The organism is Rhodococcus sp. WS3, assembly GCF_003797085.1.
Lineage (GTDB): Bacteria > Actinomycetota > Actinomycetes > Mycobacteriales > Mycobacteriaceae > Rhodococcus_F > Rhodococcus_F globerula.
Genome location: NZ_RKMA01000007.1, coordinates 1 through 12,201, shown reverse-complemented (window position 1 = coordinate 12,201; position 12,201 = coordinate 1). Strand labels below are relative to the sequence as shown.

At 60.9% G+C, this 12,201-nt stretch carries 10 protein-coding genes; 3 read left to right on the top strand and 7 right to left on the bottom strand.

Translation table 11 applies throughout. The features are described from left to right. Positions 1–246 precede the first annotated feature (246 nt). On the top strand, positions 247–1,671 hold the full coding sequence (locus EEB13_RS31240) for an aldehyde dehydrogenase family protein (RefSeq protein WP_045071553.1): 1,425 nt from the start codon (positions 247–249) through the stop codon (positions 1,669–1,671). 64 nt (positions 1,672–1,735) lie between these two features. Here EEB13_RS31240 and EEB13_RS31235 read toward each other — a convergent pair whose 3' ends face one another. The 7 genes from EEB13_RS31235 to EEB13_RS31205 are packed head-to-tail and all read right to left on the bottom strand — an operon-like array spanning position 1,736 to position 8,732. After that, a complete protein-coding gene (locus tag EEB13_RS31235) occupies positions 1,736–2,497 on the bottom strand; it encodes an HpcH/HpaI aldolase family protein (RefSeq protein WP_045071539.1) in 762 nt (253 codons plus the stop codon). A gap of 33 nt (positions 2,498–2,530) precedes the next feature. Next, positions 2,531–3,490 (bottom strand): aldo/keto reductase, encoded by a 960-nt coding sequence (locus EEB13_RS31230; RefSeq protein WP_045071541.1) that lies wholly within the window; start codon positions 3,488–3,490, stop codon positions 2,531–2,533. Then, positions 3,490–4,356, bottom strand: coding sequence for an ATP-binding cassette domain-containing protein (locus tag EEB13_RS31225; protein WP_095888116.1), 867 nt, complete (start codon positions 4,354–4,356; stop codon positions 3,490–3,492). Before EEB13_RS31225 ends, EEB13_RS31230 begins: the two co-directional genes overlap by 1 nt. Then, positions 4,353–5,195 carry an ABC transporter ATP-binding protein gene (locus EEB13_RS31220; RefSeq protein WP_095888117.1) on the bottom strand — a complete coding sequence of 281 codons (843 nt, stop codon included), beginning with the start codon at positions 5,193–5,195 and terminating at the stop codon, positions 4,353–4,355. The genes EEB13_RS31225 and EEB13_RS31220 overlap by 4 nt, the downstream gene beginning before the upstream one ends. Positions 5,196–5,198: 3 nt before the next feature. Further along, complete coding sequence (locus tag EEB13_RS31215; RefSeq protein ID WP_045071542.1) at positions 5,199–6,146, bottom strand: ABC transporter permease; 948 nt, start codon at positions 6,144–6,146, stop codon at positions 5,199–5,201. Further along, positions 6,146–7,150, bottom strand: a complete 1,005-nt coding sequence (locus EEB13_RS31210) for an ABC transporter permease (protein ID WP_172937825.1) — start codon at positions 7,148–7,150, stop codon at positions 6,146–6,148. The genes EEB13_RS31215 and EEB13_RS31210 overlap by 1 nt, the downstream gene beginning before the upstream one ends. Positions 7,151–7,154: 4 nt before the next feature. Then, the gene (locus EEB13_RS31205; RefSeq protein ID WP_045071545.1) at positions 7,155–8,732 is read right to left on the bottom strand and encodes an ABC transporter substrate-binding protein; all 1,578 of its coding nucleotides are present in this window, start codon (positions 8,730–8,732) and stop codon (positions 7,155–7,157) included. A 211-nt stretch (positions 8,733–8,943) separates the two neighbouring features. Between EEB13_RS31205 and pdxA the strand changes: the two genes are divergently transcribed. Both pdxA and EEB13_RS31190 read left to right on the top strand, forming a co-directional pair. Beyond that, positions 8,944–11,196 (top strand): 4-hydroxythreonine-4-phosphate dehydrogenase PdxA, encoded by a 2,253-nt coding sequence (pdxA, locus tag EEB13_RS31195; protein WP_141487025.1) that lies wholly within the window; start codon positions 8,944–8,946, stop codon positions 11,194–11,196. Between the two features lie 24 nt (positions 11,197–11,220). Continuing rightward, positions 11,221–11,988 (top strand): DeoR/GlpR family DNA-binding transcription regulator, encoded by a 768-nt coding sequence (locus EEB13_RS31190; protein WP_045071550.1) that lies wholly within the window; start codon positions 11,221–11,223, stop codon positions 11,986–11,988. The last annotated feature ends 213 nt before the right edge of the window (positions 11,989–12,201 follow it).

The following is a 12,201-nucleotide window of genomic DNA, read 5'->3' as shown; positions in this document are numbered from 1 at the left end:
ACTCGACAGGGTGTGGGAGAGTAGGACACCGCCGAACACAACTTGAGAAAGCCCCCCAACATTGTTGGGGGGCTTTTCTCGTTTCACCCCAAAAACCTGTATCGGTCACAAGTTTCACCAGTCGCAGTCCGCCATGGCAATGAACCTGCCACGGAACGTGCCATGCGTGGTTAGGCTCGGAGGAGGTTCCCGGCGCGGAGAGCGCGGGCCCTCACCAACGCATGAGTGATGACTTTGGAGGCTTCGATGACCGATATTCTCGACCGCACCAAAATTTATGTCGACGGATCCTGGATCGAATCGGCAGGTAGCGGCCGTATCGACGTGCTGAATCCCGCAACTGAGGAAGTAATCGCTCAGGTCGCAGAAGGTACTGCAGACGACGTTGACGCCGCAGCGGTTGCGGCACGAAAAGCTTTTCCCGAGTGGTCGGCGTTGACCGGTGCTCAGCGCGCAGAGTACCTGTCCAAAGCTGCGGCGCTGATCGCCGAGCGAACCGACGAACTCGCTGCGTTGGTGTCTGCGGACATGGGTATGCCGCTGGGGTTCGCGAAGCCTGTACAGATCGGTATGCCGCTCGCGAACCTGAACGCGTTCGCGGAACTCGCACGAACCTACGACTTCGACGCTCATGAGGTTGGCAACTCGTTGATCGTCCGTGAGCCGGCCGGCGTTGTCGGCGCGATCACGCCCTGGAACTTCCCCTTGCATCAGGTGGTCCTGAAGGTTGGCGGCGCATTGGCAGCCGGCTGCACCGTTGTTCTCAAGCCAACCGAAGTTGCGCCTCTGATCACGTATGCGCTTGCCGATATTTTTGATGAAATCGGTTTGCCTGCAGGTGTATTCAACCTCGTGAGTGGCTACGGACCGGTTGTCGGTGAGGCAATCGCCGGCCATCCCGAGGTGGACATGGTCTCGTTCACAGGTTCTACGCGTGCGGGCAAGCGCGTTGCCATCGTGGCAGCAGACACTATCAAGAGGGTCTCACTCGAATTGGGTGGTAAGTCCGCAAACGTGATTCTCGATGACGCAGACCTCGAAAAGGCCGTCACGGATGGCGTCGCAAAGTGCTTCATAAACTCGGGCCAGACGTGTTCAGCGCTGACTCGTATGTTGGTTCCGGCGGAGAAGGTGGATGAGGCCGCTGCAATCGCTGCCGCGGTCGCCGCGCATTTCCCTGTGGGAGATCCGACGCAGCCCACTTCCGTGCTTGGGCCGTTGGTGAACGCGAATCAGCTCGGACGCGTTCGAGGGTACATCGAGAAGGGAGTGGCTGAGGGCGCCACAGCTGTAGTCGATGGCCGCGAAACAGGTTTGGCCAGTGGATATTTTGTCGGGCCGACGGTGTTCTCCAATGTCACCGAGGACATGACGATTGCGCGCGAGGAGATTTTCGGGCCGGTCCTCTCGATCATGGGATACAAGGACGAAGCCGACGCAGTTCGGATCGCCAACGGTACCGAGTACGGTCTGGCCGGCGGTGTCTGGTCGGGTGATCCCGATCGGGCGGATCGCGTCGCACGGCAGTTGCGGGCGGGTCAGGTAGAAGTGAACGGCGGAGCTTTCAACACGAATGCTCCGTTCGGTGGCTACAAACAGTCGGGCATCGGACGTGAAGCAGGCACGTTCGGGCTCGAAGAGTTCCTCGAGATCAAGGCAATTCAGCGTTAGTCGGATGAAATGGCGATGCACCCGTACCTCCTAGTACGGGTGCATCGCCATTTCTGTACCTGGATCAGGATTTAGCGGCTTCCAAGTGTTGAGCCGAGACGTTTGCCAGGTGGGTGAGGTCGGAGGCAACCGTCGCGAAGGTGTAGCCCTCTCCGAGACGCTGCGCTGCTATCTGCCCGGCTGGGGTGTGGATTCCGGCGGCAACACCGGCCGCGGCAGCGGCTTCGCGGACCCGAGTGAGCGCAGCTTCGAATTCCTCGGACACATCCGGATCGTTGGAATGCTTGCCGCCGACGGCAATTCGTAGATCGGACGGGCCGACGTAGACGCCGTCCAATCCGGGCACTGCGCAGATTTCTTCGACGTTCGCCAGGCCTTGTGGTGTCTCGATCATCGCGAAGACAACTGTGTCGCGGTTCGCGTCGGCGGGGATAGGTCCGACCCGGAGTTGCGAGCGCATCGGTCCGTAGGAGCGAACGCCGAATGGCGGGTACTTGGCGGCAGCGACTGCAGCCGCGGCTTCTTCGGCGTTGTTGATCAGTGGAACTATGACGCCCACAGCGCCGGCGTCGAGAGCTCGCCCGATGGGAGTTGGATTGTTGGCTTCGACTCGGACCATGCCGACGGTGGACGGCGACGAGTCGATGGCGGTGAGCCCGGCGACCATTCCCGAGTAACCGATCAGACCGTGCTGCATGTCGAGTGCGATGTAGTCCCAGCCGACGTGTGCGATCCATTCGGTCGAGATCGGGCTGTCGATGACGGACCAGTAACCGAGGATGCGTTCGCGTCCGCGGATACGTGCGGCGAATTCCTGTGCAGACATAGCGGGGTCTCTCTTGGTGTTGGCGGGTGTTTTTCAGCGGTTGTAGTTGGGCATGGGGCCGCGCAGTGCGGCCCCGACCAGATCGCATTCTTCGACGATCGTATTGTCGAGTGCGCCGCGCTGGAGTGCCGCGATATTGGATTCCAGGTGCGTGACCTTCGATCCTCCCAGGAGTATCGGGCCGGTTGCCGGCTTACTGACGAGCCAGCGAAGAGCAAGTTCGGTCATAGCGATCCCGGCTTGTTCGGCGATTGTCGACAGTTGCGCGATGGCGTCGAAAATCTGTGTGTTCCAGTACCGCTCCTTGTACATCGACGCGAGGCGGGAGTCGCCGAATCGGCCGTCGGCGGGGTTTTCCTCGAAAGTATGACGCCCGGTGAGTAGTCCACCGCCGAGCGGGTTGTAGACCATGGTGGTCAGCCCGGTCACGTTCGCGAATTCTGCGTATTCTTCTTCGATCCGACGTGCGAGCAAGTTGTAGAGCTGTTGTGCGACGATCGGTCGCGGCGCACCCACTGTGTCTGCGGTGTAGTTGATTTCGCTTATTTGCCAGGCTGCGAAGTTGGAAACACCGAGAGCGCGTATCTTTCCTTCCGCAACCAGTTCGGCGACGGTCGTAAGTGTTTCGCTAAGCGATACCGCTCGATCCGGCTGATGGAGATAGAACAGGTCGACATAGTCGGTGTCGAGCCTGCGCAGGCTTCCTTCGATGCTTGCCCGGAGTCCCTGCGCCGAGAGTGGGCTGTTGTCACCGGCATCGGGGTGCGGCATTCCCGCCTTGGTGGCCAGAGTGACGGAATCGCGTCGGCCATGGAGGAGTTTCGACAGCATGCGCTCGGACTCACCGCCCGCATATCCGTTGGCGGTGTCGATGTGTGTGATGCCGGCGTTCAGTGCTGCGTCGAGCATCGAACCCGCACCCGAAATGTCGACGGTGTCTCCGAATGTCATGGTGCCCAGCACCAGTTTCGGAAGCTCGAGTGGGGCGGTCATCAGGCAACTCCTCGTGATTCGGTCTGCTTGGCTAGCAAGTTCTTGGACAGGGCTGCGACCACGTGCCGTGGTTTGATCCCGACCATGGTGGTGGGATCGAGGGCAGCGCTTCGTAGTGCTCGGGTGTACGGCTCGCGTGGGCTGGCGAGAACTGTTTCTGTGGAACCGGTTTCGACGATGGTTCCCTTCGACATCACGACTACGGTCTCGCTGATTTCTCGGACGACGCCCAAGTTGTGTGAGATGAAAACGTACGTCAGACCGGTATCGGCTTGGATTTCACGTAGGAGTTCGAGTACCTGTGCTTGCACCGAAACGTCGAGAGCGCTGGTGGCCTCGTCACACACCAGGATCTCGGGTCCGCTGGCAAGTGCGCGGGCTATGCCGATGCGTTGACGTTGCCCACCGGAGAACTCCGCCGGACGTCTGTGCAAGGCAGAGCTGGGTAATCCCACGCGGTCGACGAGCTCGGCTGCGGCCCTCGCGCGTTCCGCCTTGCTTCGGACTCCCTTGAGTCGTAGGGGTTCTCCGATGATGTCCTCGGCAGTCAGATGGGGGTCCAGCGATCCGTACGGATCTTGGAAGACCATCTGGACGCGGGAGCGGAAGGGGCGCAGCGACTTCTCCGACATCTGCGCGATGTCGGTGCCGTCGACGAGAATGCGTCCACTGGTCGGCGTGAGGAGTCGGACGATAGATCGAGCGATCGTCGACTTGCCACATCCGGATTCGCCGACGATGGCAAGGGTCTTACCCTTCTCCACCGAGAAGCTCACAGCATCCACGGCTCGGAATACCCCGTCGGGAACCGGATATTCGACAACGAGGTCTTCGACGGCAAGCAAGGGACTGTTGTGTGTGCTCATACCGTGGCTCCGATCTGGGTTGAACGCGTATCGGTGGCGGGGTCGCCGTCCCAAGGCCCCAGATGCGGTATGGCGTCGAGAAGCTTTTGTGTGTAGGCGCTTTGCGGTGCGTCGACGAGGACGTCGGCGCTGCCGGTCTCGACAAAACGTCCGTCCTTCATCACGTAGATGCGATCGGATACGAGTCGGGCAACTCCGAGGTCATGGGTGATGACCAGCATTCCGATTCCGGTGCGCTCCTGCAACTCGAGCAGTAGGTCCAGAATCCCGGCCTGCACGGTGACGTCCAATGCGCTGGTGGGTTCGTCGGCAACGATCAGTTCGGGGCCGGCGGCAAGTGCGCCGGCGATCAGGACACGCTGCAACATTCCACCCGACAGCTGATGTGGGTACTTGTCGAGTTGCTGATCCGGATACGGAATGCGCACCTGTTCGAGCAGTTCCACTGCCCGCTCGATTTGCTGTTTCTTGGCAGTCACGCCGCTGTGGCGCACGGCTTCTCGAAGCTGACTGCCGATGGTGTGGACGGGACTCAGAGCCGTCATCGGATCCTGGGGAATGAGGGCGATGTGTCGTCCACGAATGTCGTTCAAGATCTTCGTGTTTCCGAGAATGTCCTGGCCCTTGAACGCGGCCTTCCCGGAGAGGACGGCAAGATCGTCCGGAAGCAGCCCTAGGATTCCCATAGCTGTCGTCGACTTGCCCGAGCCGGATTCACCGATGATGGTGACTGTTTCACCGGCATCGATGCAGAAGGACACGCCGTCGACGGCTCGGATTACGCCATTGGCAGTGACAAGTTCGATCTGGAGGTCGTCGACCCGAAGTAGATTTCCCATGTCTCACGCCTTCGCTTTCTGGGCGCTGCCACGCCCGAACAGGCTTGCGCCCAGTCGTTTCGATCCTGTCGGCCGATCGCGCAGGCCGTCGCCGAGTAGGTTCACTCCGACCACCAGCAGCACGATCATCAGGCCTGTCAGCGTCACGATCCACCATGAGGTGGTGATGTAGTCCTGACCGTCGGCGATGATTCGGCCCCATGTCGCGAACGGACGTTGTGGTCCCGCGCCGAGGTAGCTCAACGAGCTTTCCAGAAGGACGGCCTGGGCGAGGAGCAACAGCACGACAAGCGACGCCTGCTTGACGATGTTCGGGATTACGTGGCGGACGAGGATGGCCATGCGGGTCAGGCCCAGGACTCTGGCTGCTGCTACATAGGGCTTTTCGCGTTCGACGAGCACCAAGGAACGGGTCAGTCGGGCGACTTCGGGCCACTGCGCGATTGCGATGACAAACGTGATCACGGGAATGGACGGACCGAACAGCGCGACGACAAGAAGAAGCATCATCAACAGAGGAAGGGACAGCTGTGCCTCGAGCAAGCGTGAGATGACCGTGTCGACCCAACCGCCGAAGTAGCCTGCGGCAGAACCTGCGACGACGCCGATGATGCCGGACACGACGACGGCGAGAATGCCGATTGTCAGAGACACTTGCCCGCCGTGCAGGATTCGCGAGAGTAGGTCGCGTCCAAGCTGGTCGGTGCCGAACAGGTGGCCCTCGCTGAGCGGAGGCAACCGTCGCTGGCTCAGGTTGGTTTGATTCGGATCTGCCAGTGGCAGCAGGCCGGCGAGCGCGACGGGAAGAATCACCAGGAGCGCGCAGATCGAGCCGGCCCAGATCTTGACGCGGCTGTCTCGCTTACGACGTGTGGCTCCGGCGCGAGCGAAATCAGCCTCGGTGACTGCGCTGGGGCGCGGTGTTGTGGGAGGTTCCAAGACTGTGGTCATCAGTTGGCGCCCTTTCCGAGGCGTACCCGTGGGTCAAGGAGGGGATAGAGGAGGTCCACTGCGAGTTGTACGAGTACCGCCAGGACGGCGGTGACGAGTACGGTCGCTTGGATCAGTGGGTAGTCGCGTGTCTCGAGCGCGCGCACCACCAGTGAGCCGACACCAGGCCAGGCGAAGACGACCTCGACGACTACGACGCCGTTGAGCATGCCGGCAAATCTGGTGCCCAGTGCGGTGACGATGGGAATCGCCGAATTACGCATGGCGTATCGCCAGGTGAGTTCGCGTTCCGATACTCCGCGTGATCGAGCGACGGTGATGTACGGAGAGGCGAAGGCCGAGACCATTTCGCGTCGAACCATCCGGGAGATCAACGCGATCTGGAGGATCGCGATAGTGACGGTGGGCAGGATCAACGACGGCCACGTGGTGAATCCGGCAGCCGGGAGCACGGGAATCAAGACCGCGAAGATCGTCACCAGCATCAGGCCGCTCCAGAACTCCGGCATGGACTGTCCGCCGACGGCCACGACGTTCGCGCCGAGTTCGCGTCGCGTGTCCGCGTGACGGGCCATCCACACGCCCAACGGAATCGAGAGCACGGCGGTCAGCAGAATAGAACTGACGGCCAGGGTGATGGTGTACGGAAGTCTGCCGAGGACAACGTCCATGGCCGGCGCCTGGAACGAGTACGACGTGCCGAGATTCAGGTGAAGGAGATCCCACAGGTAGATCAAGTACTGGGAGAACACGGACTTGTCCAAGCCCATGTCAGCGCGGATCTTAGCGAGATCTTCTGTACTCGCCAGCGGCCCGGCCAAAGCATAGGCAGGATCGCCCGGCGCCATGCGGATGAGGACGAACACTGTTGTGAGCGTGAGGAAGATCGTCAGTGCGCTCTGTGCCAAGCGTTTGAGCACGTATTTGAGTGTCGGGTTCATCTTTGTGCGACGACGCGGGGAAATTTCGCGTGCGGTTTGCGGTGTCGGAGCAGTGAGAGTCATCGCCTCAGGCCTCCAATCGGACGGCGCCGAGGTCGTAGGAGTTGATCGGGGTCAGTGAAACATTCTGAACGCGTGTGCGTTTCGCGAGCAGTGCGTTGGGGACAAAACTCCACAGGCAGGGCCAGGTGTTCCAGATGTCCTGCTGCGCGGCGTCGAGAAGAGCGGCACGCTGCGACGGATCCGGTTCGCTCGATGCGGCTTGGATCTTGGCGGTGATCTCGGGGAACACGTACCCGTGATAGGTGTCGCGGGTTGCTTCCTTCTCGGCGGTTCCCGCATACATGCCCTGCAGCGTGGTCAGTGCAAGTCCAGTCTGGTTGCCGTAACCGTTGCCCAGCACATCCCAGTCCCCGGTCTTGCCCTGACGCCACGACGAGATGTCACCACCGGGCTCGAACTGCTGCAGTTTGACGCGAACACCCACTGCTTTCATCATCTCGAGTACCGATTCCATCACCGATACGTCGTTGGTGAATTCTCCGGTTTCCCAGATGAAGGTGAGTTCCAGGTCATCGGCACCCTCGGCGGCGAGCATTTGCCGCGCTCTTTGTGGATCATATTGGTAAGTGCCGGTTTTCACGGCTCCGTCCAATGTCGACGGTGCAGGACCGGTGGCCGGGACCGCCGATCCGATCAGCACGTCACGGGCGAGCGACTCGCCGTCGATGGCGTAGGTCAGTGCCTCGCGGACGCGCGGATTGGACAGTGGGTGATCGGCGGGCTTTCGGAAGTTGAAGAACAGTTGGTTGATGCGAGTGCTCGGCACGGTATCGACCTGGACGCCAGGGAGGTCTGCGAGTTGTTCTGCGGAGTCCGGGCTGATCGAGTCGATGACGTCGACCTCACCGCTCCGCAGCGCAACCACTCGGCCGGCCTCTTCGGGGATGAAGCGAACTTGGACTCGGCGAACACCGGGGGCTGGGCCCCAGTAGTTGTCGTTGGCGACCAGCGTGTAATCGCCGGTGCCACGGTTCGATTCGCTGACGACGAACGGGCCGGAACCGACTCCGCTCTGCAATTCATTCGGTTCGTTTGCGGCCGCCGGCGTGATCAAGATATTCGACATGAGTGAGTCGAGCACCGGCACCGGGGATTTTGTTCGGAGAATGAACGTGCGGTCGTCGATCGGCACCACGGTGGGCCACTCCGGGAACTGCGGGGCAACAAACGATCCGCTGACCTGCTGGTACATCTCCATGGCTGTCGTGACGTCGTCGATGACCACGGGCGTGCCGTCGGAGTAGCGGATTCCCTCGCGGAGTCGAACTGTCCACTCGGTGGGGCCGGTCGACTCGAACTGATCGGCAAGAACCAGTTGTGGGGTCAGGGTGTCGCCGATACGGGTGAGTCCCTGCCGGACGCCTCGTTGTGCTGTGACCGCGGCGTCGAATTGGTTGAGTTTGTTGTCGAGACTGACCAGCGAACGGTTGAGTCCGAGTACGAGCGTGTCTTGGGTCGGTTTTCCGGTGGGACCGGCGCATGCGGCCGTCGAACCCAGCAGCGTTGCGCCACCGATCAGTCCCGTGAACTGCAAGAAGGAGCGCCGGGAGAGCTGTGGTGTTCGCAAACGAGAATTGGTCATCGGTGACCTTTCGATCCTGACGGGCAGCGTGGGGGCGACGCTCCGAGTGGATTGTTTGCGCACAATCGTGTCGGACTCTCGCTTGTAACTCAGCTCACAATGGCACTGTTGCGCACTTCGCGCAAGTCCCGTAACTTAATTTGCGTACTTCGCGCATCAATTGCGGGACTGTGCATACTCGATTCAGACCGAAAGGGGGTCGAGGTAGTCGATGAAACCACTGGTAGTAATCGCAGATGACCTGTCAGGCGCCGCGGAATCGGCCGCTGGATTTCTTGCCCGCAGTAGCTCTGTATCGCTCAGGCTGCGCCCCGGCACGCCGGACGGAAGCGATGTGACCGTCTTCGACCTGCATTCGCGTCGTTCCGATCCCGCTCAGGCCGCGCGCGACGTCCGTACTGTTCTGCAATCGGCCGCGGGCTTCGCTGTTGTGAAGAAGATCGACTCTCTACTCCGGGGCAACATAGCTGCCGAGGTTGCAGAACTTACGCGCGACGGATCGCCGGTCATTGTTGCCGCCGGACTCCCCACGCTGGGACGGACGGTCCGCGATGGCGTGCCACTTGTCGACGGTGTTCCGTTGCATACCACCTCGTTGTGGCGCGCGGAGGCGACGCAACCCCCGCACTCGATCGCCGAAGTGCTCGGTGACTCGGTGCTCACTACCGACGTACCGCTGGTAGTCGTACGGTCGGAAGCGCTACCTCGGATACTCCAGGAGATCGCCGATTCCGAATCGGTTGCCGTCTGCGATGTAGAAACGGATGCAGACCTTGACATGATTGTGACTGCAGCGCAGAAGGTTCCGCGTTCCAGGCTGGTGGGAACCGCTGCGCTTACTGCGGCCGTGGCGCGAAGTCGAACAGCACGATCGTCGGATACTGCTGTGCAGCTGTGTGCTTCGCGAACCGTCTTGACGGTTGTGGGGACGGCGGACACCTCCGCAGCTGAGCAGGTGGCGTTGCTTCGGAATTCCGGTGTTCGGCACGTACTCGTGAACAGCGCTGACCTCCTGTCGAATTCGGCTGAGCCGTCTACGATCCTGGAAGCACTCGATGGCGGAAATGTTGTCATTTCGGTTGGTGGGCCAGTAGTACCGTCTGAGGCTGCCCGCTTGGTATCTGCTCTGGCTGAACTGATCACGGCCGTAGATGTGAGTCTCGCGGGCCGCGAGCACCCACTTGATCTAGTCCTCACCGGCGGCGAAACCGCACGCAGCGTTCTCGATCGACTGGGCGTCGAACACCTGTCGCCGGTATGCGAAATCGAATACGGTGCAGTGCTTTCCCGCGATCCGGCGGGGCGCTACATAGTCACGCGGCCGGGCAGTTTCGGCGATGTACACAGTTTGCTTTCCATCACGGAGTTTCTCTCGCGCCCTGCATCGGTCGTCACTCCGCACAGTCCACTTTCGGTAAATCCTTCAGACAACGAGGTCAACGTAATGCCCATCGAATCCGCACCACTGCCGCTGATCGCTGTCACCATGGGGGACGGGGCCGGCGTCGGGCCCGAAGTGATCGTTCCAGCGTTACTCGACGACGAAACAAGAAAGCGTTGCCGCCCAGTTGTTGTCGGCGACGCAAAACGCCTACGTCTGGCTGCTGAAGTACTCGGCATCGATGTCGACGTGGTCGCGATCGACGAGATCAAGGATGCCGAATTCACGTCCGGACGGATCAACGTTATCGACCTTGACCTACTGCCAGAGGACTTGGCGTGGGGTGAACTGTCAGCCGTTGCCGGAGACGCCGCATATCAGTACATCCGTGTTGCAAGCGAACTCGCTGTCCGCGGTGAAGTTCAGTCGATCTGCACAGCGCCCCTGAACAAGGAGGCCCTACATGCAGCAGGTCATATCTTCCCGGGACACACGGAGCTGCTCGCGCACCTGACAGGTACCGAGGAAGTGTCGATGATGCTGTCGACGCCCAAACTCAAGGTCATCCACGTGACCACGCACATCGGGCTCCTCGACGCAGTTGCTCGGATCGAGCCCGGACTGGTCGAACGGACTATTCGTCGAGGTCACGAAGCCTTGGTGCGGACGGGAAATCCGGAACCGAAGATCGGAGTGTGTGGAATCAATCCGCACGCGGGAGAGAACGGGCTCTTCGGCTACGGGGAGGAAGAACAGAAGATCATTCCGGCCGTCGAACTGCTTAAAGCAGAGGGAATGGATGTGCACGGCCCGCTGCCCGCGGATACGGCATTCTTCCTGGCCGGCCGTGGCGACTACGACTTGATTGTCGCGATGTACCACGATCAGGGGCACGGTCCGGTCAAGGTTCTCGGAATCGAAGCGGGCGTCAACATCACCGTCGGTTTGCCTGTCATTCGTACATCGGTAGACCATGGAACCGCCTTCGATATCGCAGGTAAAGGCATAGCCGAGGCCGGTAGTATGGTCGAGGCGCTGCGACAGGCAGCCGAATTGGCAACCAGCACATTCGTTTCCAAGTAGGCGCGGAGTTTCGAAGGGGGAGCGATGGCCATCCGGGAATCGGAGGCGAGGCGATCGGAGATTGCGAGGCTCGCTCGCACCAGCGGTCTGGCCAGTGTCGAGGATCTGTCTGCTCAATTCGGGGTGACCGCGTCCACGATTCGCCGCGACCTGAGCCAGTTGACCGCGCAGGGGGTTATTGCCCGAACATACGGTGGCGCGATTGCTCTCAACCCTCATCCGGAATCCTCCTTGCGTCAACGCGCAATGGAGGGGTTCGAGGCCAAGCGGGGAATTGCCGAGTGGGCTGCAGCGCAGGTCCGGCCTGGAGAGACCGTCCTCTTGGATGCCGGTACGACGGTGGGCGCGATGGGCGAGTTCTTACGTCATGTGACGAATTTGACGGTGATTGCTGCTGGCTTGACCGCGCTCGAAGCGCTGGCCGATGCCGAGGGTGTCCGAGTCGAATGCCTCGGCGGGACATTGAGGCAGCTCAGCCAGGGGTTTGTCGGGCCACTCGCTGAGGCATCGCTACAGCGGGTGTCCTTTGACAAGGCCTTTCTCGGTGCCGATGCCGTGACCGCTGACTTGGGTATTTGTGAAGCAGAGCTCGACCAGACGCGATTGAAGGAGATGATGATCGAGCGCGCCGGCGAGGTCTACATACTTGCGCACTCCGCCAAGCTCGGGGAACGGCCATTCCATGCGTGGGCCCCGATTCCTCCGGGGGCGGTGCTGGTCACCGATTCCGCAGTAGACGCACGGCAAGTCGCATTGTTCGAGGACGCCGGAATACGGGTCGAGATTGTGTGAGTTCGCCCTTCATCCTTCGGTGTCCGGCGTCACATTTGCGCAATTTCGGTGAATTGACGGTGATATGACGGGCTCTAGCTGCGGAAATGGCAAAAGCATTCGCCCTGACCAGGCGATTTGTTAAAGGCTTCGGCAGTCGCGTAACTTATTCCAAGTCAGAGCGACACGGACACCGACTCCCGCTTCACAGCGAGTGACACGAGGTTGTACGAA